Source organism: Microbacterium mangrovi (assembly GCF_000802305.1).
Taxonomy (GTDB): Bacteria; Actinomycetota; Actinomycetes; order Actinomycetales; family Microbacteriaceae; genus Microbacterium; species Microbacterium mangrovi.
Window position 1 is genome coordinate 72,156 of record NZ_JTDK01000012.1, and the last position, 22,203, is coordinate 94,358.

Below are 22,203 nucleotides of genomic sequence, written 5' to 3' on the forward strand. Positions count from 1 at the left end.
CACCGTCTGTCAGGAGACACGCCTGAGACGCCTACGGTTGAGTCATGGCCGACACCCCTCCCCCGCTGGTCCTGATCACCCCGCGACGCAAGCTGATCTTCCTCGCCGCAGTCAGCGCGCTGTTCGCGGTGATGGGCATCGTGGTGGTCCTCCTGGCCCCCACGAAGCCCCTCAACCTGATCGTCGGGCTCGGCGCCTTCGGCTTCTTCGGGGTGGGCGGCGGCTACGCGCTCACCCGGCAGTGGCGCCGCACGCTCGTGCTCCGGGCGGACGAGGAGGGCATCCGGATCGGCCGCGGTCCGCTCGTGCCGTGGAAGGACGTCGACCGGGTCGGCTCGAACAGCTCCGTGTTCGGCATCCGGCTGCGACGCTACGACAGCGTCCACTCCGCCGGCTTCGCCGGCATCCCCTCGGCCGAGGAGATGCGCGCCAACCGCAAGCAGGCGGGCGGCTGGGACCTGGTGTGGCCCGCACGGGTGCTGGACCGCTCCCCAGGCGAGGCGGCGCGCGAGGTGCTGCGCCGCCGTCCGAGCTGATCCCGCTCGAGGCCGCGACCCGCATGCGAGGATGAGCGCGTGACCTCGCGCCTCATGCTCCTCGATTCCGCGTCCCTCTATTTCCGTGCGTTCTACGGCGTGCCCGACTCGGTCACGGCGCCGGACGGCACCCCTGTCAACGCGGTGCGCGGGTTCATGGACATCATCGCGAAGCTCGTGTCGACCTACCGGCCCGCCGACGTCGTCGCGTGCTGGGACGACGACTGGCGCCCGCAGTGGCGCGTCGACCTCATCCCGAGCTACAAGGCCCACCGGGTGGAGACCGTCGTCGCCGGAGGTCCGGACGTCGAGGAGGTGCCCGACCGGCTCGTCGTGCAGGTCCCGGTGATCCGTGAGGCCCTCGGCGTGCTCGGCATCCCCGTCGTGGGGACGATCCAGGCCGAGGCGGACGACATCATCGGCACCCTCGCCACGCGGGCGCAGCAGCCGGTGGACATCGTCACCGGCGACCGCGACCTCTTCCAGCTGGTCGACGACGCCCGCGACGTGCGAGTGATCTACACGGCACGCGGAATGAGCAACCTCGAGGTGCTCACGGACGAGGCGGTCGTCGCGAAGTACGGCATCCACGGCGCGCAGTACGCCGACTTCGCGACCATGCGCGGGGACACCTCCGACGGCCTTCCCGGCGTGCCGGGGGTCGGCGACAAGACCGCGGCCACGCTGCTGCAGCGCCACGGCGACCTGGCCGGCATCCTGGCCGCGGCCGAGACCGGCGAGGGGATGAGCGCGGGAGTCCGGGCCAAGCTGGATGCCGCCCGCCCCTACCTCGCCGTCGCCCCCGACGTCGTGCGCGTGGCGACGACGCTCGACCTGCCGGAGCCGGATGCCCGGCTGCGGGTGCCGGATGCCGCCGCGGCGGCGGCATTCGCCGAAGCGTGGGGACTCGGTTCGTCGCTGCGGCGCGCGTGCGACGCGATCGCCGCGGTCGCCGGCTGACGCACTCCCCGGGGAGTACCCGCCGATGCTCCCGGCGGGCGATGCCCGCCCCGGCCCGCCCGCGTAGCATCGTGGCATGACGGACGACGTGCGGCGCGGATTCCACCCGCCGACGGCGGTCGTGGTGGTCGTGCCGGTCGTCGTGTCCTTCTTCGTCCAGGTGCCGGGCACCGTCTGGGTGGGCCTCGCCTCGCAGACCCCCGCACCCTGGGTGATCCTGCGCACCGCGGTCGCCGCCGCGGCCGCCCTCGTGCTGCTGGCCGCACGCCGCGCACCGGGCCTCACGGTCGTCCTCACCGCCGCGCTCGCGGCCGCGTACCTGCTGATGCCGCCGTCGTACGGGCCTCCGGTCATCGCGCTGGCGTTCGCGATCATCGGCGCCGTGGTCCGGCAGCAGATGTGGTGGGCCGTGGTCTCGGTCACCGTCGGGTGGACGCTCGTCGTGAGCGTCGCCGCCACCGCCGGCACCCACTGGCATCCCGCCGTGGCGATCGCCGCGACCGTGGCCCTGGCCCTGTGCTTCGCCATCGGCGCCGGCATCCGCACCCGCATCCAGCGCGCCAGCCAGTACCGGGCGCGCCTGGACGAACGGCGGCGAGCCGCCGAGCAGGAGGAGCGGGCGCGCATCGCGCGCGAGCTCCACGACGTGCTCGCCCACTCGCTGAGTCAGATCTCCGTGCAGTCCGGCATGGGGCTGCACCTGTTCGACCGCGAGCCCGAACGCGCCCGCGAGGCGCTCGCCAACATCCGAGGCCTGGCCGCCACGGGCCTGGACGAGGTGCGCGGCGTGCTGTCCTTCTTGCGCGGAGACGATGCCGCACCTCTCACCCCCGCACCCGGGCTCGGCGACATCGCCGAGCTCACCGCCCGGCGCTCCGGGCTCGGGCTGGAGATCACCCTCGACGACCGCCTGCACGGCGCCGCCCCCGACTCCGCGGTGCAGACGACCGCCTACCGCATCGTGCAGGAGGCGCTCACCAACGTCGTGCGCCACTCTGCGGCATCGACCGCCCACGTCCTGCTGGATCGCGACGGCGACGCGCTGGTGGTCTCCGTCACCGACGACGGGACCGGCGCAGCGGACTCGCGCGAGGGCGCGGGCATCCGCGGCATGCGCGAACGCGCCTCCCTCGTCGGCGGCTCCCTCACGGTGCAGGCCGCCCACCCGCGCGGCACGGCGGTGCGCGCCTCGCTCCCGTGGCGGCAGGAAGGCTCCTCATGATCCGCGTCGCGATCGCCGACGATCACCAGCTGGTGCGAGCCGGGTTCCGTGCGCTGCTCGAGTCCGAGCCCGACCTCACCGTCGTCGGCGAGGCATCCAGCGGGGCGGAACTGCTGGAGCTGCTGCGTCGCACTCCGGTGGACGTCGCGCTCGTCGACATCCGGATGCCCGACGGCGACGGGCTGTGGGCGACCGAGCAGGTGGCCGCCGACCCCGCGCTCGCGGGCGTGCGGATGGTGATCGTGACGACCTTCGAACTCGACGAGTACGTGATCCGCGCGGTGCGGGCGGGAGCGGCCGGCTTCCTCGTGAAGGACACCGAGCCCACCGACCTCATCCGCGCGGTGCGGGTGGCGGCGTCCGGCGACGCCCTGCTCTCCCCCGGCGTCACGCGGCGCCTCCTCGCGCGCGCCTCGGAAGGACTCAAGCCGCCCGTCGCCGATGCCCGCCTCGACGTCCTCACCGAGCGCGAGCGGGAGGTGCTGCGCCTGGTGGCTCTGGGGCTCAGCAACGACGAGATCGCGACCGAGCTGTTCCTGTCACCTCTGACCGCCAAGACGCACGTCTCCCGCATCATGCAGAAGCTCCAGGCCCGCGACCGGGTCCAGCTGGTCATCCTCGCCTACGAGACCGGACAGGTGAACCCCGGCTGGCAGTGACCTGCTCCCCCGGGAGCACGACAGGTGACTCCGCCGGTCGGATGCCGGAAGGCGGCATCCGGCCTTGACTCGAAGGGTCAGATGCGACCGACGCATCGACGTCGAACGAGGCTCTCATGTCCGCACTCCTGTCCGCAGCCCCCGTCGCCGCCGCCCACTGGGTCGGCGGCCCGTGGTTCTTCTTCCCGTGGTTCTTCCTCATTCCGCTCTTCTGGATCACGGTGTTCGTCCTGCTGTTCGTGTTCCTCGGGCGGCGCTGGCGACGCGCCGCCGCCGAAGGCTACGGCCCCGGCGGGCGCAACACGCCCACGCGCCAGGCCGAGACGACCCTCGCAGAACGCTATGCGCGCGGCGACATCGACGAGGTCGAATACCGCGCCCGGCTCGAGGTGCTGCGCACGAACGCCGCCGGCCCGCGGTGAGGGATGCCGCTCGGGCGCGTCACCGCGTCCGAGCGGCCCACTCGCGCAGCCGGGAGAGCGACCAGGTCGTCACGATCCGCTCGGCCGGAACGCCCAGGTGCTCCGCCCGCGCCGCGCCGTGATCGATCAGCGACAGCTGGCCGGGCGCGTGCGCGTCGGAGTCGATCGAGAACACGCATCCCGCCTCGAGCGCGATCGCCACGAGTTCGTCGGGCGGGTCCTGCCGCTCCGGACGGGAATTGATCTCCACGGCCACGCCGTGCGCCGCGCACGCCTCGAACACCGGCTTCGGATCGAACGTCGACGGCGGACGCGTGCCGCGGTCGCCGGAGACGAGCCGCCCCGTCACGTGGCCGAGCACGTCCGTGTTCGGGTCGGCGGCGGCCGCCACCAGGCGACGTGTCATGGGGAGGCGCTCCATCCGCAGCTTCGAGTGCGCCGAGGCCACCACGATGTCGAGCTCGCCCAGCAGCTCGGGCTCCTGGTCCAGCGCGCCGTCCTCGAGGATGTCGACCTCGATCCCGGTGAGCAGCGTGAACGACCCGGTGCTGCACGCCCGCACGACCGGAAGCTGCGCGCGGAGCCGGTCCGGAGACAGGCCGTTCGCGACCCTCAGCCGCGGCGAGTGGTCGGTGAGCGCCAGGTACTCATGCCCGAGCGCCACGGCGGCGGCGGCCATGTCCTCGATCGGCGTGAGGCCGTCGGACCAGTCGCTGTGGCTGTGCAGGTCGCCACGCAGCAGCGCACGCAGGCTGCTCGCCTCGACGGCGTAGCGGGCGCGCAGGTCCGCCAGATAGTCGGGGACCCGGCCCTCCAGGGCCTGGGTGATGACGGTGAAGCTGGTGTCGCCGATCCCCGGCCGCGAGCGCAGGGCGGGACTGCGCAGCTGCGCGTCGTCGAGCCCGTCGATCGCGGCCGCCGCCGAGCGGAAAGCCTTGGAGCGGTACCGCGAGGCCCTCTCCCGCTCGAGCAGGGTCGCGATCTCGAGCAGCGCGTCACGCGGGGCGATCACGGCGTCACGGCGCCGCGACCCTCGACGCCCGGATCGCGCCGGCGACCTTGAGGAACGCGAAGCCGAACAGGATCGCGAGGATGCCGACGCCGATCGCGAACGCGGCGACGCCGAACGACACCACCGAGGTGAACAGCGACGCGCGCAGGAACGATGCGTTCATCACTGTCGCGCGGGCGGGGTCGTCGGAGGAGAGCTCAGCGTACGTCTTGCCGCCGGAGGCCTCCATCGCGTGCTTCTGGATGGTCTCGGCCTGGACGTAGGCGGTGAGGGGCCCTGACACCTGCTGCCCGGCGAACGCGACGGCGTCGTCGGGGACCGTGATCTTCTCCGCGCGCAGCTCGGCCGAGACGGCGGCCCAGGCGACGATTCCGACGACGATGAGCAGGATGCCGGCGAGGATCCCGAGGACGCCGATCGTCTTCACCGCCCCGGCGCCGCGCACCGGCGCACCGCCTCGCGGCGGAGCTGTGTCGATCGCTTCTTCGGACATCGGACTCCCCTTCCGGTGGCTGGACTCGGCACCAAACTAGCGGGACGTCCCGCCTTGTGCCAGTGCCGCGCCGGAGGGGATCCGTCAGGCCGCGAAGGAGCGCGTCGTGGCGACCCAGTCGTCCAGCTTCGCCGCCGCCGCACCGCTGTCGATCGCGGCCGCGGCGGCGTCCTTCGCCTCGATGAGGCGCTCCAGGATGGGGCGCTGCACCTGCATCGGATCGCGGAACAGCCGGTAGGCGACCATTCCCGCGGCCGCATTGAGCAGGACGATGTCGCGGACGGCGCCCGGCTCGCCGGACACGGTGCGGCGGACGACGTCGGCGTTGTGCGCCGGGTCGCCGCCGAGGAGATCGTCCAGGTCGGCGAGCGGGATGCCGAGGTCGGGCGGGTAGATGTCGTGCTCGTGGACGTCGCCGAGGCTGACCTCCCACAGGCGGCTGTGTCCGGTGGTCGTGAGCTCGTCCAGGCCGTCGTCCCCGCGGAAGACGAGGGCGGTCGCGCCGCGGGTCTGGAAGACGCCCGTGATGAGCGGCACGCGGTCCAGCTGCGCCACGCCGACGGCGTTGGCCTCGGCACGCGCCGGGTTGCACAGCGGCCCGAGGAAGTTGAAGACCGTGGGGATGCCGAGCTCGGCCCGCGTCGCGCCCGCGTGGCGGAAGCCGGGGTGGAACGCCGAGGCGAACGCGAAGGTGATGCCGGTGCGTCGCAGCGTCTCGGCGACGGCGTCCGGCTCCAGCGACAGGTCGAGTCCGAGCGCGCCGAGCACGTCCGACGAGCCCGAGGACGAACTGGCCGCCTTGTTGCCGTGCTTCACGACCGGGATGCCCGTGGAGGCCGCGACGATCGCCGACATCGTCGACACGTTCACGGTGCCGAAGCGGTCCCCGCCGGTGCCGACGATGTCGAGCACGTCGGCCGTGACCGGCAGCGGGAGCGCGGCCTCGAGGATCGCGTCGCGGAAGCCGACGATCTCGTCCACCGTCTCGCCCTTCACGCGCAGCGCGACGAGGAAGGCGGCCAGCTGCGAGGGCGTCGCGGTGCCGGCCATCACCTTCCGCATCGCCCAGGTCGACTCCGACACGGTCAGGTCGCGCCCGCCGACGAGAGTGGAGAGGATGTCCGGCCAGGTGTAGAGCTCCGCCATGACTCCCGATCCTATCCAGCGCGAGAAGGGCGCCCGTGATCGCGTCATCCCGGTCCGATCCTCGCGCGCTGCACGGTTCAGCGGCATCCGCCCAGGTTGACAGGCGATTCCCGGCCCGCGCCGAGAGAACTCGCGACGGCCTCGGAGTGGCTGTTCAGTGCCCGGCTGGCCGAATCGTGACCCATCGGTGCGAAAATCCGACGTCGGAATCGGCCATAATGGACTGCGTGACGACCCCAGCGACATACAACCAGGCTCTGCGCACCGTGAAGCGGCCGGACCCGGTCGCCGTCGGCACCATCGTCTGGCTCGGATCTGAGGTGATGTTCTTCGCGGGTCTGTTCGCGATCTACTTCACCCTGCGCAGCACCTCCCCCGACCTGTGGGCGGAGATGACCAAGCACCTCAACGTTCCCTACGCGTTCGTGAACACGGTCATCCTCGTGCTCTCGTCGGTGACGTGCCAGATGGGTGTCTTCGCGGCCGAGCGATTCCAGCCCTACACCACCAAGTCCAGCGGACGGCGACGGTGGGGCATGGTCCCGTGGTTCTACCTCACGTTCATCATGGGCGCGATCTTCGTCTCCGGCCAGGTGTGGGAGTACTCGCAGCTCGTCGCCGAGGGCATGCCGATCTCCGCGAACGCCTACGCGTCGGCCTTCTACCTGACGACCGGCTTCCACGCGCTGCACGTGACCGGCGGCCTGATCGCCTTCCTGCTCGTGATCGGACGCGCCTACGCCGTCAAGAACTTCGGCCGCAAGGAGATGACGACCTCGATCGTCGTGTCGTACTACTGGCACTTCGTCGACGTGGTGTGGATCGCCCTGTTCGCCGTCATCTACTTCCTGAAATAAGAACCGGAGCCGTACCGAAATGGCACGAGAGAAGAAGCGTCGCAATTCCGGACGCCGCAGCCCTCTGGCTGCGGCCGTCCTCATCGGCGTCGGCCTGCTGCTGACGGGTGGGGTGTACGCCGGGGCGTCCGCGGCCATGGCCGCGACCAACGACACCACTCAGCAGTCCTCCAACCTCACGGCGGAAGACGGCAAGAAGCTGTTCCAGGCGAACTGCGCGACCTGCCACGGCCTCGACATGCAGGGCACCGAGAGCGGGCCCTCGCTCTACGGCGTCGGCGAGCTCGCGGTCGAGTTCCAGGTCTCCACCGGTCGCATGCCGCTCGCGGCCCAGGGCCCGCAGGCCCAGATCAAGCCGCCGCAGATGACCGAGGCGCAGGCGCAGGCGATCGCCGCCTACGTCCAGTCGATGGCTCCGGGTCCGAAGTACCCGTCGGCGGAGACGATCGACGGCAAGGGCGACGTCGCCAACGGCGCCGAGCTGTTCCGCATCAACTGCGCGATGTGCCACAACGTCGCCGGCGCGGGCGGCGCGCTCACCGAGGGCAAGTACGCTCCCCCGCTGACCAGCACCAGCGCGCTGCACATGTACGCCGCGATGGTCACCGGCCCGCAGAACATGCCGGTGTTCAGCAACACCAACCTCAACCTGAACGAGAAGCGGGACATCATCTCGTACCTGCTGTTCCTGCAGGAGAACAAGTCCCCGGGCGGCTTCGGCCTGGGCGACCTGGGCCCCGTGTCCGAAGGTCTCTTCATCTGGATCTTCGGCATCGGCACCCTGATCGCCGTCACGGTGTGGATCACCGCGAAGTCCAACTGATCGAATCCGACCCTTTCCACGTACGAGGAGCACCATGGCACACGAGGACGACCCGCTCGAGCACGAGAGGGCTTCTTGGCAGCCCTCCCCCGGGCTCGCCGTAGCGGTCACCGACCCGGTGCGGAACGACGAGCTGCCGCCGCACCGCCAGCGCATGACGGACAAGGATCCGGCAGCGATGAAGCGCGCGGCGCGCACGGTCTACACGCTGTTCTACCTGTCGCTTGCCGGCAGCATCTGGGCCGTCGCGGCGTACATGCTCTTCCCGATCGAGAGCGGCAGCCTCGTCGATATCCGGCAGAACGAGCTCTTCGTCGGCCTCGGCATCGCACTGGCCCTGCTCGCCATCGGCATCGGCGCCATCCACTGGTCCAAGGCCGTCATGTCGGACAAGGAGTTCATCGAGCCCCGGCACGCGACCCGCGGACGCGACACGACCCGTGAGGCCGCCGTCAAGGCCTTCGCCGACGCGAACGAGGAGTCCGGCTTTGGACGCCGTGCGATGATCCGCAACTCGATGATCGCCGCCGTGGTGGCATCCATCGTCCCGGGCATCACGCTGTTCCGCGGCCTCGCACCCGAGGACAGCCCGGAGAACCCCAACGCGGGCAACCCGGTCTACCTGCTCAGCCACACCATGTGGGCGAAGGGCACCCGCCTGGTGCACGACCCCACGGGTGAGCCGATCAAGGCGTCCGACATCCAGCTCGGCTCCGCCGTCCACGTGATCCCCGAGGGCCTCATGCCCGACGAGGTCCCGAACTACCTCGACGAGAAGGCCAAGGCCATCGTGCTGCTCGTCCGCATGCCGGTCAACCAGCTGCACCCGCCCAAGGGCAAGGAGAACTGGGGCTACGACGGCATCGTCGCCTTCTCGAAGGTCTGCACGCACGTCGGATGCCCGGTGGCCCTGTACGAGCAGCAGACCCACCACCTGCTCTGCCCCTGCCACCAGTCGCAGTTCGACGTGTCCGAAGGCGCCAAGGTCGTCTTCGGCCCCGCCGCCCGTCCGCTGCCGCAGCTGCCCATCGAAGTCGACGCCGAGGGGTACCTCGTGGCGCAGAGCGACTTCCTCGAACCCGTCGGCCCGAGCTTCTGGGAGCGCCATTGAGCACCACAACTGCCCCCTCCGAGACTGAGGCGCCCGCAGCGCCCGCCGCGGAGAAGGAAGCACCGCTGGGCGGTCGCTTCATCGGCTGGGCGTCGAACTACATCGACGAGCGAACGAGCCTGTCCGGCTTCGTCAAGGAGCTCGGCCGCAAGATCTTCCCCGACCACTGGTCGTTCATGCTGGGTGAGATCGCGCTGTGGAGCTTCGTCGCGGTGCTGCTCTCGGGCACGTTCCTCACGTTCTTCTTCCAGGCCTCGATGGTCGAGACCCACTACGCCGGCGCCTACCTGCCGATGCGCGGCGTGCAGATGTCCGCGGCCCTCGACTCGACGCTGCGTCTGTCCTTCGACATCCGCGGCGGCCTCCTGGTCCGTCAGATCCACCACTGGGCCGCGCTGGTCTTCGTCGCCGGCATCGGCGTGCACATGCTCCGCGTGTTCTTCACCGGTGCGTTCCGCAAGCCGCGCGAGCTCAACTGGGTGATCGGCTTCATCCTCTTCATCCTCGCGATGGGTGAGGGCTTCACCGGCTACTCGCTCCCCGACGACCTGCTCTCCGGCAACGGCCTGGCGATCATCAACGGCATGATCAAGGGCATCCCGGTCATCGGCACGTGGACGTCGTTCCTGCTGTTCGGTGGCCAGTTCCCGGGCAACCAGATCGTCGGCCGCCTGTACACGCTGCACATCCTGCTCCTGCCCGCGATCCTGGTCGCGCTGCTCGTGCTGCACCTGATGCTCATGGTCATCAACAAGCACACGCAGTTCGCCGGCCCGGCGCGCAAGAACAGCAACGTCGTCGGCTACCCGATGCTGCCGGTCTACGCGACGAAGATGGGCGGATTCTTCTTCATCACGTTCGGTGTGATCGTCCTGATCGCGTCGCTGTTCACGATCAACCCGATCTGGAACTACGGCCCGTACGACCCCTCCCCGGTGTCTGCAGGTACCCAGCCCGACTGGTACATCGGCTTCGCCGACGGCGCGCTGCGTCTCGTGCCGCCGCACCTGGAGTTCGTGTGGCTCGACCACACCTGGTCGTTCAACATCATCATCCCGCTGGCGGTCCTGGGCCTGTTCATCGTGCTGGTGATGCTGTACCCCTTCATCGAGGCGTGGGTGACCGGCGACAAGCGCGAGCACCACATCGCTCAGCGTCCCCGCAACTCGGCCACCCGCACCGCGATCGGTGCAGCCGGCGTCTGGTTCTACGCAGTGCTGTGGGCATCCGCATCGTCCGACCTCATCGCGACGCACTTCCAGCTGACGATGGAGGGAGTCATCCACACCCTCCAGGCGCTGCTGATCCTCGGCCCGATCGTCGTGTACTTCATCACGAAGCGCATCTGCATCGCGCTGCAGAAGAAGGATCGCGAGATCCTGCTGCACGGCTACGAGTCGGGTCGCATCGTGCGCCTGCCCGGTGGCGAGTACATCGAGGTCCACCAGCCCGTCGACGAGTTCGAGCGCATCAAACTCGCCGACTACGAGACCTACGAGCCGCTCGTCGTGCGTCCCAACGCGAAGGGCCGGATCGGCTTCTGGCGGAACTTCCGCGGCTCGCTGTCGCGCTGGTTCTACGAAGACCGCCTCGTCCCGATGACGCAGACCGAGCTCGAGGCCGCCCACGCCCACCAGCACCACGAGCTGGAGCAGATGGCGACCATCGAGAACGACGAGATCCAGGGCGCGCACGAGCGCGCCGGCCACCCCGAGGCTCCGCTGACGCCGATCAGCGAGTCGGAGGGTGAGGTCCCGGTGCGTCCGACCACCGTCCTGAACACGGACGACCCGGAGCACCCGCACAAGAACCGCGAGAAGGAGACCGGCCAGTAAGGCCGAATCCCTCGTCACGGCTGAGGCCCTGTCCTCCCTTCGGGGAGAGCAGGGCCTCCGTCGTCGAGGGGCACCGCTCGTAGGATGCCAGGTGTGCTCGGCTACGCGGATCCCCTCCCCCACCGACCGAGACGCATCCTCGTCGCCGGCGTCTCCGGATCGGGAAAGACGACGCTCGCCGCGCGCATCGCCGCGATCGCGGATGCCCCGCACACCGAGATCGACGGGCTGCACCATGGCCCGCACTGGACGCCGAGGCCCGAGTTCCGCGACGACGTCACTGCACTGGTACAGCTGCCGTCGTGGACGACCGAGTGGCAGTACACGGCCGTTCGCCCCCTCCTGAGCCGGCACGCCGATCTGCTCGTCTGGCTCGACCTGCCGTTCGCCGTGGTGGTCCTCCCCCGGGTCGTGACCCGCACGCTGCGGCGGCGATTGCGGCGCGAGGTGCTGTGGAACGGCAACGTCGAGCCGCCGCTGCGGACGTTCTTCACCGATCCGGGGCACATCGTGCGCTGGGCGATTGGGACGCGTCGCGCCTACGCCCCGCTCCTCACCGAGCTCGCCGATGCGCGCCCCGATCTGCCGATCGTGCGCCTCCGCACCCCACGCCACGTCGAAGCGTGGCTGTCGGGTCCGCTCTCCCGCGCCGTCGATGGCGGCTGACGGGCTCGCTCGTCAGGATGCGTCGCGCTGGTTGCCGATCGTGACGAGTGAGCGCGGTCAGTGGGAGCCAGCTCGGTGCGTGCGGGCTCGCCGACTCGTCACGATGTGCAGCGTCGGTTGCCGATCGTGACGAGTGAGCGCGACCAGTGGGAGCCAGCTCGGTGCGTGCCGGCTCGCCGACTCGTCACGATGTGCAGCGTCGGTTGCCGATCGTGACGAGTGAGCGCGACCAGTGGGAGCCAGCTCGGTGCGTGCCGGCTCGCCGACTCGTCACGATATGCCGCGCCGGTTGCCGATCGTGACGAGTGAGCGTCGCCGGCTCGTCACGATGTGCAACCGCGTTCACGCATCGCGACGAGTGAGCAACTTGGTGTCGGGAACCCTGGGTGTGGCCGAGCTCGCTTTCAGAGACCTGGGCGCACGACGAGCGCGGCGGAGTGGGCCGGATGACTCGTCACGATGCGCGGCTCTGGTTGCCGATCGTGACGAGTGGTGCCAGACGCCTCCTGGCGGCCGTGGCGCCCTGAGTGATCGGTGGCGCCCAACCTGCACGGTCCCTGCTTCCCGGGCGTCTCCGGGGCGCACAGCGCCTCCCAGGCGCAATGACGAGGGGGCGGTGCGCATGGAATGCGCACCGCCCCCTCGGAACCGCTGGATCAGCGGGCGAAGTAACCGCGGTAGTACTCGTACACCCAGCCGACGATCGCGACGACAAAGACGCCGAGCCCGATCGGAACCATCCAGGTGCCGACTGCGAGCCCGATCATGCCCAGAGCCGCGGCGGACGCCAGGACGATCGGCCACCACGACCACGGCGAGAACTCGCCGAGCTCCGGATCGCCGTCATCGATGTCGCTCGTCAGCACGTCTTCGGGGAGCTCTCCGCCCTGCGCGTTGTGGACGCGACCGATGTAGAACGCGATCAGCGCCGACATCAGCGTGGTGAACAGAAGAGCGACCGAACCGACCCACTCGACGCCGTCATACCACGGAGCATGCGGGTGCGCGACGATGTTCCAGAAGGTGTAGACGGCCGCGACGATCAGGAAGAATCCGCTCAGGATCCACCAGAGGTTGACGTTGCTACGCACTTACTTGGCCTCTCCGTGAGCCGTGACCGCCCACTCGGCAGCCTCCGGGTGATTCAGATCGAACGCCGGGCGCTCACTGCGGATGCGCGGGATCGAGGTGAAGTTGTGACGCGGCGGCGGGCAGGACGTCGCCCACTCGAGCGAAGCACCGTAACCCCACGGGTCGTTCACGGTGACCTTCGGCGCGCGGCGCGCGGTGATCCAGACGTTCAGCAGGAACGGGATCATCGAGGCGCCGAGGATCATCGCACCGATCGTCGAGACCTGGTTCATCCAGGTGAAGCCGTCGGACGGCGCGTAGTCCGCGTAGCGACGCGGCATTCCGTCGACGCCCAGCCAGTGCTGGATGAGGAAGGTCATGTGGAAGCCGATGAACAGCATCCAGAAGTGCACCATACCGAGACGCTCGTTCAGCATCCGTCCGGTCCACTTCGGCCACCAGAAGTAGAAGCCGGAGAACATCGCGAACACGACGGTTCCGAACACCACGTAGTGGAAGTGGGCGACGACGAAGTACGAGTCCGACAGCGCGAAGTCCAGCGGCGGCGACGCCAGGATGACACCGGTCAGACCGCCGAAGACGAACGAAACCAGGAAGCCGAGCGCGAACACCATGGGCGTCTCGAACGTCACCGAGCCTCGCCAGAGCGTCCCGATCCAGTTGAAGATCTTCACGCCGGTCGGCACCGCGATGAGCATCGTCATGAGCGCGAAGAACGGCAGCAGCACGGCACCGGTCACGTACATGTGGTGGGCCCACACCGCGACCGACAGTGCGGCGATCGAGATGGTCGCGTACACGAGGGTCTTGTAACCGAAGATCGGCTTGCGGCTGAACACCGGGAACACCTCGGAGACGATGCCGAAGAACGGCAGCGCGATGATGTACACCTCGGGGTGGCCGAAGAACCAGAACAGGTGCTCCCACAGCAGCACGCCGCCGTTGGCCGGGTCGTAGATGTGCGCACCGAGCACGCGGTCGGCTGCGGCGGCCAGGATCGCGGCGGCGAGCACCGGGAACGCCATCAGGATCAGGATGCTGGTGATCAGCGTGTTCCACGAGAAGATCGGCATGCGCCACATGGTCATACCGGGGGCGCGCATCGTGATGATCGTGGTGATGAAGTTGACGGCGCCGAGGATGGTGCCGAAACCGCTCATGCCGAGGCCGAGCATCCAGAGATTGCCGCCCGCTCCGGGCGAGAAGCTCGCATCGGCCAGAGGCTGATAGGCGAACCATCCGAACGCGGCCGCACCCTGCGGGGTGAGGAAGCCGGCGACGGCGATGGTCGAGCCGAACAGGAACAGCCAGAAGGCGAAAGCGTTCAGACGCGGGAACGCGACGTCGGGAGCACCGATCTGCAGCGGCAGCACCGCGTTCGCGAAACCGGCGAACAGCGGCGTTGCGAACATGAGCAGCATGATCGTGCCGTGCATCGTGAACAGCTGGTTGTACTGCTCTTTGGTCGGGATGATCTGCATACCCGGCTCGAACAGCTCGGCGCGGATGATGAGGGCCATCACACCGCCCAGCATGAAGAACATCACCGAGGCGATGAGGTACATGTACCCGATCGTCTTGTGGTCGGTGGAGGTGATCCACTTGACGATGATGTTGCCCTTCTCACCCGTGCGGGAGGCGCTCAGCAGCGCAGCCTGGCGGGGAGGCAGGGTGGTGGGGCGGCCCGAAGACTCGCCCTGCAGCGGAAGCGTAGTCGCCATGTCAGTTGCTGCCCTCCTGGGTGGGACCGGTGGGGCTTCCGCCGGTACCCGGGTCGTTGTTGAGGCGGTCGTACGCCTTGGTGATCGGGCCCGTGTTGCCCTCGGCCTTCAGCTGGGCGAGGTGGGCCTGGTAGTCGGCCTGGCTGACGACCTTCACCCGGAACAGCATCGCCGAGTGGTACTCGCCGCACAGCTCCGCGCACTTGCCCTGGTAGGTGCCCTCGCGGGTCGGCGTGAACGACCACGAGTTGTCGCGGCCGATGTAGAGGTCCTTCTTGTACAGGAAGTCGATGATCCAGAAGGAGTGGATGACATCGCGCGACTGAAGGTTGATGCGCACCGACTCGTTGACCGGCAGGTACAGGGTCGGCAGCTTGTTCTGGTCGACGTTGCCGCCGGCGTCGGGCTCGGCCTGGACGCCCATGGACCACACCGCGTCCGACTGGTCGGCCGCGGTGCCGTTGTACTGGAAGTCCCACGCCCACTGCTTGCCGATCGCGGTGATCGACACGTCGGGGTGCTCGTTCTGGGTCTCCAGGATCGTCTGGTCACGCGCGGTGAACGCGAAGAATCCGACGACGAGGATCAGCGGCACGACCGTGTAGAAGATCTCGAGCGGCATGTTGTACCGGAGCTGGACCGGGAGACCGGTCTGGCCCTTGCGGCGGCGGTAGACGATCATCGCCCACAGCATGAGGCCCCACGTGACGAGGCCGACGACGAGGAGAACGATCCAGGAGTTCACCCACAGCGAGGAGACCATCTCGGTGTGGTTCGTCGCGGGCTGGCTGTCTTCGAAGCCGGGCAGGAACCCGTGCAGCTGAGTGGGCGAGCAGCCTGCGAGAGCGACGGCCGCTGCAAGCCCGACAGGGAGAACAGCCCAACGAAGGCGACGTTTCGAGTGCACGGTGCACCTTTCCGGGTCAGGAAGTCCGACAGAGGACAGTCTAGGGCAACCTCTCACCGGATTCCGGCCAGCCGCCCAGGCTCCCCATGACGTTTCGATGACGATCCGCCTGGTCCTGACCGCATTCGCGAGGGCGGCGCGTCCCCGGATCTTTTTCCGGGAAACGCGCCGCGCGAGAGGTCTGGAGGGTCAGTGGAAGCTGTCGCCGCAGGCGCAGCTTCCGGAGGCGTTCGGGTTGTCGATCGTGAAACCCTGCTCCGAGATGGTGTCCTTGAAATCGATGGATGCACCATCGAGATACGGCACGCTCATGTCGTCGACGATGACCTCGACGCCGTCGAAGTCGACCGTCATGTCGCCGTCGAGATAGCGCTCGTCGAAGTACAGCTGGTAGATGAGGCCCGAGCATCCGCCCGGCTGGACGGCGACGCGCAGTCGCAGGTCGTCGCGGCCCTCCTGCTCGAGAAGGCTCTTCACCTTCGCGGCGGCGGCGTCGGTCAGAAGGACGCCGTGGGCGGCGGTCTGCGTCGTCAGTGCGGTGTCGGTCATGATGCTCCCTCGGTGATGAAGTCGCTCACGAGTCTACGCCCCGGTCCGTGCGTCCAGGCGCTCCAGCAGCAGCGCCTCGGCCACGAGCCCGTGGCGGAACGTCTCGAGGTGGAGGGACTCGTTCGGGCTGTGCGCCCGGGAGTGCGGGTCCTCCACCCCCGTGATGAGGATCTGCGCCGCGGGGAACTCGCGCACGAGGTCGGCGACGAACGGGATCGAACCGCCCACCCCCAGGTCCACCGGTGCGACGCCGTAGGCCTCGTCCATCGCCGCGCGGGCATCCTCCACCGCCCAGCCGCTCGTGTCGACGAGGAACCCGTCCCCGAAGTCGACGTCCGAGAACTCCAGCTCGGCCCCGAACGGCGCGTGCTCGCGCAGGTGGGCCTCCAGCGCCGCGTAGGCGTCCGCGGCCGCCTGACCGGGCGCCACGCGGGCGCTGATGACGACGGTCACCTCGGGGCTGAGCGTGTTGGAGGCGTTGCGCACGCTCGGCGCATCGATGCCGGTGACGGTGATCGACGGCTTGTTCCAGATGCGGCTGAGGATGCTGCCGCGTCCGATCGGGCTGACACCCGCGGGCAGGCCCGCCTCGTCGCGAAGGGTCTCCTCGGTGTACGCCGGGGTCTCGGCATCCCGCTCGGCGAGGCCGGCGACCGCGACCGCGCCGTCGTCGTCCCACAGGGTGGAGAGCAGCTTCACGGCCGCCATCATCGCGTCCGGCACCGCCCCGCCGAACATCCCGGAGTGCGAGGCGTGATCGAGCGTCCGGATGCGAAGCGTGAACCGGGCGTTGCCGCGCAGCGACACCGTGACGGCCGGCGTGCGGGCATCCCAGTTGCCGGAGTCGGCCACGACGATGACGTCCGCGCGCAGGGCGTCGGCGTTGTCGGAGAGGAACTGGGCGAACGAGCGCGAACCGGCCTCCTCCTCCCCCTCGATGAACAGGCTGATGCCCAGGTCGAAATCGTGGCCGACGACCTCGGTGAGCGCGCGGATCGCGCCCACGTGCGACACCACTCCGGCTTTGTCGTCGGCGGACCCGCGGCCGTAGAGGCGGCCGTCGCGCACCGTGGGCTCGAACGGCGGCGTGTCCCACAGCGACTCGTCACCGACCGGCTGCACGTCGTGGTGGGCGTACAGGAGGATCGTCGGCCGGCCGTTGCGTGCCGGGCGCGTCGCCAGCACGGCGGGCATCCCGCGCTCGTCGGTGCCCGGGATCGCCGCGTCGCGGATCACGACCGACTCGAACACACCGGTGCCCTCCGCGAGGGCGGCGACCGCCTCGGCGCTGCGGCGCACTTCGGCCGGGTCGAAGCCGGGGAACGCGATGGACGGGATCCGCACCAGCTTCCCCAGATCGGCGAGGGCGGCGGGGATGCCGGCCTCGGCGGCGGCACGGACAGCTTCAGCACGGGACTGTTCCAGACTCATGCGGGTAATCTTAGGACTCACCCCAAACCGACTCTTCCGAGGATCATCGTGGCCAAGACTCCCGCCCCCGCGTCCAATGACGCTTCGTCGCCGGGGACGAACTCGAACGACGGCAGTGCTGCCGGCAAGGGCCGCCCGACGCCCTCCCGCGCCGAGCAGGAAGCAGCGCGCAAGCGGCCGCTCGTCGCCAACACCAAAGAGGCCAAGGCCCAGCGCAAGGCGGAGGTCGCCTCCGAGCGCGAGCGCGCGCGGATCGGCATGGCCGCCGGCGAGGAGAAGTACCTCCCCGCCAAGGACCGCGGCCCGCAGCGCAAGTTCGCCCGCGACTACGCCGATGCCGGGTGGCATCTCGGCGAACTCGTGATGCCGCTCATGATCCTGGTCATCGTGATCATGATCCTGAACATCACGACGCTGCAGATCTACGCCTTCACCGTGCTCTGGGCGTACGTCGCTTTCGTGATCATCGACATGGTGGTCACCGGCAACCGGCTCAAGCGCGCGGCGCGCCGCAAGTTCGGGGCCGCCCGCCTCGAGCGCGGGCTCGGCTGGTACGGCGCCATGCGCACCATGCAGATGCGCTGGATGCGGCTGCCCAAGCCGCAGGTGCGTCGCGGACAGTACCCGTCCTGACCCGCATCGACCGCCGAAGGCCGCACCGTTTCGAACGGTGCGGCCTTCTTCGTGCGGTGCGGTGCGGTGCGGGTCGAGCCGGTCAGCGGCGGACGAGCCCGCGGTTGATCTGGCGAGCCCACAGCGGACCGCGGTACAGGAACGCCGTGTACCCCTGGACGAGGTCGGCGCCCGCATCCAGCCTCTCCTGCACGTCGGCGGCGGTCTCGACCCCGCCGACCGAGATCACGACGAACTCGGACGGCACCGCGCGGCGAACGATCCGGAGCACCTCGAGGGCGCGCGCCTTGAGCGGCGCACCGGACAGTCCGCCCGCACCGGCCGCCTCGACGGTCGCGGGATCGGTCGCCAGGCCGTCGCGGGCGATCGTCGTGTTGGTCGCGATGAGGCCCGAGAGCCCGAGTTCGACCGCGAGCTGCGCGATCGCGGTCACCTCGTCGTCGGGGAGGTCGGGCGCGATCTTGACGAGCAGAGGCGTGGCCCCGGAGGCATCCCGCACGGCTTCCAGCAGCGGACGCAGCGTCTCGACGGCCTGCAGACCGCGCAGACCGGGCGTGTTCGGCGAGGACACGTTGACGACGAGGTAGTCGGCCAGCGGCGCGAGCAGCGACGCGCTGCGCACGTAGTCCGCGGTGGCGTCGGCCACGTCCACGACGCGGCTCTTGCCGATGTTCACGCCGATCCGCATGCGGGTACCGCGGCGGCGCAGCCTCCGCAGGCGCGCCGCGGCGGCCTCGGCGCCGTGGTTGTTGAACCCCATGCGGTTGACGACCGCGCGGTCGGGGATCAGCCGGAACAGCCGCGGGCGCGGGTTGCCCGGCTGCGGGAGGGCCGTCACCGTGCCGATCTCGACGTGCCCGAATCCGAGCGCGGCCAGGCCGCGCACGCCGACCACGTCCTTGTCGAATCCGGCCGCGACGCCGAACGGCGAGTCGAAGTCGATCCCGAGCGCGCGGGTGCGGGTGTGCAGCGCCGGATCGGGACGCGTCAGCGCCCGCGCCGCCCACGAGAACGGCGGGACGCCGAGCAGGCGGATGACGGCCATCGCGGCGTGGTGGGCGGACTCGGGGTCCATGCGGGAGAGAACGGTGCGGAAGAGCAGCGGATACATCGTCCGCAAGGCTATCGTGGCTGGCTGTCCGTCTCCCCCGACGCCGGCACACGCGCCCCGGTGCGCCCGTGGTCGGCGCGCAGCTGGGCGATGGAGGCCTCGAAGTCCTCGAGGGACTCGAACGCCTGGTAGACGCTCGCGAAACGCAGGTAGGCGACCTCGTCGAGCTCGCGCAGGGGTCCGAGGATCGCCAGCCCGATCTCGTTCGCATCGATCTGCGACGCGCCGGTCTGGCGCACGGTCTCCTCCACGGTCTGCGCGAGGACGGCCAGGTCGGAGTCGGTCACCGGCCTGCCCTGACACGCCTTGCGGACGCCGACCACGACCTTGTCCCGGCTGAACGGCTCCATCACACCGCTGCGCTTAACCACGTACAGGCTCGCCGTCTCGATGGTCGTGAACCGGCCGCCGCACTGCGGGCACTGGCGGCGCCGGCGGATGCTGAGACCGTCATCGGTCGTGCGGGAGTCGATGACGCGCGAATCGGGGTGACGGCAGAACGGACAGTGCATGAGGCGACAGACTACCCGTCGAACCGGGCCGTGACGGCCTCGCCGTGCGCGGGCAGCGCCTCGGCCTCGGCCAGGGCCACGATGGCGTCGCGCACCTCGGACAGGGCCGCGCGGTCGTACTCGATGACCTGCTGCGGGCGCAGGAACGTCGCCGCGGACAGCCCCGACGCGTATCGCGCCTGCCCGCCGGTGGGCAGCACGTGGTTGCTTCCGGCGAGGTAGTCGCCGAGGCTCACCGGGGAGTGCGCGCCGACGAAGACCGCACCCGCGTTCCCGAACTCCTCCGGTCGGGGATCGTCCAGGTGCAGCTCGAGGTGCTCGGGAGCATAGGCGTTGCTGAAGGCCGTGGCCGTCGCCCGGTCGTCGACGAGCACGATCGCCGACTGCGGCCCGGCGAGGGCCGCCCGGACGCGCGTGCTGTGCCGCGTGGCATCCGCCATCACCGCGACCTGCGCGGCGACGGCGTCGGCGAGGGAGGGCGCATCGGTCACGAGCACGGCGGATGCCTGTTCGTCGTGCTCTGCCTGGCTGATGAGGTCCGCGGCGATGAGGCGCGGGTCGGCTCCGGCATCCGCCACGATCAGGATCTCGGTCGCGCCGGCCTCGGCATCCGTGCCGACGCGCCCCGCGACCGCGCGCTTCGCGGCCGCGACGAAGTTGTTGCCGGGACCGGTCACCACGTCCACGGGGTCGAGGCCGAGCGAGGCGACCCCGTACGCGAACGCGCCGATCGCCCCGGCACCGCCCATCGCGTAGACCTCGTCGACGCCGAGGAGCCGGGCCGCGGCGAGGATCACCGGGTGCACGCGTCCGTCGAACTCGCGCTGCGGCGGCGAGGCGAGCGCGACCTGCTCGACGCCGGCGACCTGCGCCGGGACGACGTTCATCACCACGCTCGACGGATACACCGCCTTGCCGCCGGGGACGTAGACGCCGACGCGACGGACCGGCTGCCAGCGCTGGGACACCACGGCGCCGGGTGCAAGGACGGTCGTGGTCGGTGCCGGGACCTGAGCGGCCGACGCTTCGCGCACCCGCACGATGGCCCGCTCGAGCGCGTCGCGCACCACGGGGTCCAGGTTCTCGAGGGCCTCGTCGAGGTGCGACGCGGGGACGCGCACGTCATGACCGGAGACGCCGTCGAACTGCTCGGCCTGGGCGCGCAGGGCCTCCTCACCGCGCACGGACACGTCGTCCACGATGCGGGCGGCCGCGGCGAGCGCCTCGGCGCGGGCGGCCTCGGCCCGCGGAACGGCGTCCAGCAGCTCGGCGAGCGACAGCGAGCGGCCGCGGAGATCGATGGTGCGCATCATCCGCGCGTCACCCCCGACGTGTCACGCAGGTAGCCGACGCGGCCGTCCTCGTGGCGCACGACGAACCCGTCGGCGCGCTCCTCGATGACCAGCGCCCAGGCGGTCGGCCCCACGGAGAACAGCGGAGTCCCGGTCGCGTCGACGACGTCGCGTTGTTCGGGGACGAGGGCCCAGAACGCCTGCGTCGCCGTCGGCACGGCGCGGGTCTCGGCATCCGCCGAGGCCGCAGCCATCACCGTGGTGTCGGCCGCAACCGGCTCGGCCGGCTCGGGTTCGCGGGTCCGCTCGGGCTCGACGGCAGGTGCCGGAGCCGGAGCCGCCACCGCGACGGGAGCCGCAGCCGGAGTCTGCGGGGTCACGGCCGTGGGGGCGACCGGTGCCGGGCGCACCGGCCGCGGGCGCTGGGCGACGGGACGCACCGGGCGTGCGAGACGGTGGGCCGGAGCCTCCGGGCGGCCCTGGAAGTCCTGGGCGAAGACCGGGATGAGAGGTGCGAACACCGTCAGCACGACTCCCGCGACCATCAGCACCGACTCCACCCAGACGACCCAGGAATAGCCGGATGCGGCCGCGTAGCGGGCGGTAAGCATGACGCTCTCCCACGCGAGGGTGATCCAGACGACGGCCGCGACCGAGAACGCGACCGAGGCGAACTGGTCGATGCCGAGCGAACCGACGCGCCGGATGCCGGTGGGCGACAGACGGCGCAGCACGAGCAGGAACACGGCGACCGTCGGGACGGCGATCGTCAGGATCCAGTTGATGCCCTCGGTCCATACCGAGGTGAAGCTCGCCTGCGCCGGCAGGATCGAGAAGAACGACACCACGAATGCGACCAGCCAGACGCCGCCGATGACGACCTCGCGGATCGAGAACGGACCGACGCCGTACTGGACGCCGGGGGCAGCTGCTCCGCCGGCGGCGGCGTCGTCATCGGCCGCGGCCGCCTCGGTCGCGCCGACGGCGGAGCCGTCGCCGCCGGCCCGCGCGTGCGACTCCGGCTCGGGCTCGACGGCCGGCGTGTGGTCGTCGTGGTCGTCCGCGCCGACGAGTGCGGCGAGCACGTCTTCGTGTTCGTGCTGGGCCCGCTCCCGCGCCGCGGACCTCTGCGCGGCGTCGTCCTCGGCGGCGGTCGGCTGGTTCTCGTTCTGCGGCTCAGGCACAGTGTCTCCTTCGGTCGCTCCGCTCACGG

The 22,203-nt window shown here is 70.1% G+C and carries 23 protein-coding genes; 11 read left to right on the plus strand and 12 right to left on the minus strand.

Annotation, left to right across the window (positions count from 1 at the left end; genetic code table 11):
* The first annotated feature begins 44 nt into the window (after positions 1-44).
* The 5 genes from LK09_RS13710 to LK09_RS13730 all read left to right on the plus strand — a co-directional run bounded on the left by LK09_RS13710 (position 45) and on the right by LK09_RS13730 (position 3,799).
* Positions 45-536: a hypothetical protein gene (locus LK09_RS13710; protein ID WP_039400488.1), complete on the plus strand. Its 492-nt coding sequence runs from the start codon at positions 45-47 to the stop codon at positions 534-536.
* A gap of 39 nt (positions 537-575) precedes the next feature.
* Complete coding sequence (locus LK09_RS13715) at positions 576-1,496, plus strand: 5'-3' exonuclease (RefSeq protein ID WP_231563045.1); 921 nt, start codon at positions 576-578, stop codon at positions 1,494-1,496.
* A 76-nt stretch (positions 1,497-1,572) separates the two neighbouring features.
* Positions 1,573-2,718, plus strand: coding sequence for a sensor histidine kinase (locus tag LK09_RS13720; protein ID WP_052226777.1), 1,146 nt, complete (start codon positions 1,573-1,575; stop codon positions 2,716-2,718).
* Positions 2,715-3,377 carry a response regulator gene (locus LK09_RS13725; protein ID WP_039400490.1) on the plus strand — a complete coding sequence of 221 codons (663 nt, stop codon included), beginning with the start codon at positions 2,715-2,717 and terminating at the stop codon, positions 3,375-3,377. Before LK09_RS13720 ends, LK09_RS13725 begins: the two co-directional genes overlap by 4 nt.
* 116 nt (positions 3,378-3,493) lie before the next feature.
* Positions 3,494-3,799 carry an SHOCT domain-containing protein gene (locus tag LK09_RS13730; protein WP_039400493.1) on the plus strand — a complete coding sequence of 102 codons (306 nt, stop codon included), beginning with the start codon at positions 3,494-3,496 and terminating at the stop codon, positions 3,797-3,799.
* A gap of 19 nt (positions 3,800-3,818) precedes the next feature.
* Here the strand turns inward: LK09_RS13730 and LK09_RS13735 are convergent, their stop codons facing one another.
* The 3 genes from LK09_RS13735 to trpD all read right to left on the minus strand — a co-directional run bounded on the left by LK09_RS13735 (position 3,819) and on the right by trpD (position 6,450).
* Positions 3,819-4,808 carry a PHP domain-containing protein gene (locus tag LK09_RS13735; RefSeq protein ID WP_039400672.1) on the minus strand — a complete coding sequence of 330 codons (990 nt, stop codon included), beginning with the start codon at positions 4,806-4,808 and terminating at the stop codon, positions 3,819-3,821.
* 7 nt (positions 4,809-4,815) lie between these two features.
* Positions 4,816-5,304, minus strand: a complete 489-nt coding sequence (locus LK09_RS13740) for a hypothetical protein (protein ID WP_039400496.1) — start codon at positions 5,302-5,304, stop codon at positions 4,816-4,818.
* A gap of 84 nt (positions 5,305-5,388) precedes the next feature.
* Positions 5,389-6,450: an anthranilate phosphoribosyltransferase gene (gene trpD, locus LK09_RS13745; RefSeq protein ID WP_039400499.1), complete on the minus strand. Its 1,062-nt coding sequence runs from the start codon at positions 6,448-6,450 to the stop codon at positions 5,389-5,391.
* A 218-nt stretch (positions 6,451-6,668) separates the two neighbouring features.
* On the opposite strand from trpD, the gene ctaE reads away from it, so the two are divergent.
* The 5 genes from ctaE (at position 6,669) to LK09_RS13770 (ending at position 11,742) form a co-directional block, all read left to right on the plus strand.
* Positions 6,669-7,307: an aa3-type cytochrome oxidase subunit III gene (gene ctaE / locus LK09_RS13750; RefSeq protein ID WP_039400501.1), complete on the plus strand. Its 639-nt coding sequence runs from the start codon at positions 6,669-6,671 to the stop codon at positions 7,305-7,307.
* A gap of 19 nt (positions 7,308-7,326) precedes the next feature.
* Positions 7,327-8,130 carry a cytochrome bc1 complex diheme cytochrome c subunit gene (gene qcrC / locus LK09_RS13755; RefSeq protein WP_039400505.1) on the plus strand — a complete coding sequence of 268 codons (804 nt, stop codon included), beginning with the start codon at positions 7,327-7,329 and terminating at the stop codon, positions 8,128-8,130.
* Between the two features lie 34 nt (positions 8,131-8,164).
* Positions 8,165-9,241 carry a cytochrome bc1 complex Rieske iron-sulfur subunit gene (gene qcrA / locus LK09_RS13760; RefSeq protein WP_039400506.1) on the plus strand — a complete coding sequence of 359 codons (1,077 nt, stop codon included), beginning with the start codon at positions 8,165-8,167 and terminating at the stop codon, positions 9,239-9,241.
* Positions 9,238-11,076 carry a cytochrome bc1 complex cytochrome b subunit gene (qcrB, locus tag LK09_RS13765; protein ID WP_052226778.1) on the plus strand — a complete coding sequence of 613 codons (1,839 nt, stop codon included), beginning with the start codon at positions 9,238-9,240 and terminating at the stop codon, positions 11,074-11,076. The genes qcrA and qcrB overlap by 4 nt, the downstream gene beginning before the upstream one ends.
* Positions 11,077-11,169: 93 nt before the next feature.
* Positions 11,170-11,742, plus strand: a complete 573-nt coding sequence (locus tag LK09_RS13770) for a P-loop NTPase family protein (RefSeq protein ID WP_407939173.1) — start codon at positions 11,170-11,172, stop codon at positions 11,740-11,742.
* 656 nt (positions 11,743-12,398) lie between these two features.
* On the opposite strand, the gene LK09_RS13775 is transcribed toward LK09_RS13770, so the two are convergent.
* From LK09_RS13775 to LK09_RS13795, 5 genes are all read right to left on the minus strand, one after another.
* On the minus strand, positions 12,399-12,833 hold the full coding sequence (locus tag LK09_RS13775) for a cytochrome c oxidase subunit 4 (protein WP_039400512.1): 435 nt from the start codon (positions 12,831-12,833) through the stop codon (positions 12,399-12,401).
* Entirely contained in the window at positions 12,834-14,555 is a 1,722-nt protein-coding gene (ctaD, locus tag LK09_RS13780; RefSeq protein WP_039400514.1) for an aa3-type cytochrome oxidase subunit I, read from the minus strand.
* Position 14,556: 1 nt separating this feature from the next.
* Positions 14,557-15,462, minus strand: coding sequence for an aa3-type cytochrome oxidase subunit II (ctaC, locus tag LK09_RS13785; protein ID WP_039400517.1), 906 nt, complete (start codon positions 15,460-15,462; stop codon positions 14,557-14,559).
* Positions 15,463-15,651: 189 nt separating this feature from the next.
* Positions 15,652-16,011, minus strand: a complete 360-nt coding sequence (gene erpA / locus LK09_RS13790) for an iron-sulfur cluster insertion protein ErpA (RefSeq protein ID WP_039400520.1) — start codon at positions 16,009-16,011, stop codon at positions 15,652-15,654.
* Between the two features lie 33 nt (positions 16,012-16,044).
* Entirely contained in the window at positions 16,045-17,442 is a 1,398-nt protein-coding gene (locus LK09_RS13795) for a dipeptidase (protein ID WP_039400523.1), read from the minus strand.
* Positions 17,443-17,490: 48 nt separating this feature from the next.
* Here LK09_RS13795 and LK09_RS13800 point away from each other — a divergent pair, with 48 nt between their 5' ends.
* Complete coding sequence (locus LK09_RS13800) at positions 17,491-18,075, plus strand: DUF3043 domain-containing protein (protein ID WP_039400526.1); 585 nt, start codon at positions 17,491-17,493, stop codon at positions 18,073-18,075.
* Positions 18,076-18,157: 82 nt separating this feature from the next.
* On the opposite strand, the gene LK09_RS13805 is transcribed toward LK09_RS13800, so the two are convergent.
* From LK09_RS13805 to LK09_RS13820, 4 genes are read right to left on the minus strand one after another with little or no spacing between them, the layout of a single operon-like run.
* On the minus strand, positions 18,158-19,186 hold the full coding sequence (locus tag LK09_RS13805; protein WP_039400529.1) for a quinone-dependent dihydroorotate dehydrogenase: 1,029 nt from the start codon (positions 19,184-19,186) through the stop codon (positions 18,158-18,160).
* A gap of 11 nt (positions 19,187-19,197) precedes the next feature.
* Positions 19,198-19,698, minus strand: coding sequence for a transcriptional regulator NrdR (nrdR, locus tag LK09_RS13810; RefSeq protein WP_039400531.1), 501 nt, complete (start codon positions 19,696-19,698; stop codon positions 19,198-19,200).
* Between the two features lie 11 nt (positions 19,699-19,709).
* Positions 19,710-21,011, minus strand: a complete 1,302-nt coding sequence (hisD, locus tag LK09_RS13815; protein ID WP_039400534.1) for a histidinol dehydrogenase — start codon at positions 21,009-21,011, stop codon at positions 19,710-19,712.
* The gene (locus LK09_RS13820; protein WP_156138824.1) at positions 21,008-22,174 is read right to left on the minus strand and encodes a hypothetical protein; all 1,167 of its coding nucleotides are present in this window, start codon (positions 22,172-22,174) and stop codon (positions 21,008-21,010) included. Before LK09_RS13820 ends, hisD begins: the two co-directional genes overlap by 4 nt.
* Between the last annotated feature and the right edge of the window lie 29 nt (positions 22,175-22,203).

Bases quoted from the DNA above. Each gene is read 5' to 3' on its own strand.
- LK09_RS13710 (WP_039400488.1), top strand. From the start codon at position 45: ATGGCCGACACCCCTCCCCCGCTGGTCCTGATCACCCCGCGACGCAAG.
- LK09_RS13720 (WP_052226777.1), top strand. From the start codon at position 1,573: ATGACGGACGACGTGCGGCGCGGATTCCACCCGCCGACGGCGGTCGTG.
- LK09_RS13725 (WP_039400490.1), top strand. From the start codon at position 2,715: ATGATCCGCGTCGCGATCGCCGACGATCACCAGCTGGTGCGAGCCGGG.
- LK09_RS13730 (WP_039400493.1), top strand. From the start codon at position 3,494: ATGTCCGCACTCCTGTCCGCAGCCCCCGTCGCCGCCGCCCACTGGGTC.
- LK09_RS13740 (WP_039400496.1), bottom strand. From the start codon at position 5,304: ATGTCCGAAGAAGCGATCGACACAGCTCCGCCGCGAGGCGGTGCGCCG.
- trpD (WP_039400499.1), bottom strand. From the start codon at position 6,450: ATGGCGGAGCTCTACACCTGGCCGGACATCCTCTCCACTCTCGTCGGC.
- ctaE (WP_039400501.1), top strand. From the start codon at position 6,669: ATGGACTGCGTGACGACCCCAGCGACATACAACCAGGCTCTGCGCACC.
- qcrC (WP_039400505.1), top strand. From the start codon at position 7,327: ATGGCACGAGAGAAGAAGCGTCGCAATTCCGGACGCCGCAGCCCTCTG.
- qcrA (WP_039400506.1), top strand. From the start codon at position 8,165: ATGGCACACGAGGACGACCCGCTCGAGCACGAGAGGGCTTCTTGGCAG.
- ctaD (WP_039400514.1), bottom strand. From the start codon at position 14,555: ATGGCGACTACGCTTCCGCTGCAGGGCGAGTCTTCGGGCCGCCCCACC.
- erpA (WP_039400520.1), bottom strand. From the start codon at position 16,011: ATGACCGACACCGCACTGACGACGCAGACCGCCGCCCACGGCGTCCTT.
- LK09_RS13795 (WP_039400523.1), bottom strand. From the start codon at position 17,442: ATGAGTCTGGAACAGTCCCGTGCTGAAGCTGTCCGTGCCGCCGCCGAG.
- LK09_RS13805 (WP_039400529.1), bottom strand. From the start codon at position 19,186: ATGTATCCGCTGCTCTTCCGCACCGTTCTCTCCCGCATGGACCCCGAG.
- nrdR (WP_039400531.1), bottom strand. From the start codon at position 19,698: ATGCACTGTCCGTTCTGCCGTCACCCCGATTCGCGCGTCATCGACTCC.
- hisD (WP_039400534.1), bottom strand. From the start codon at position 21,011: ATGATGCGCACCATCGATCTCCGCGGCCGCTCGCTGTCGCTCGCCGAG.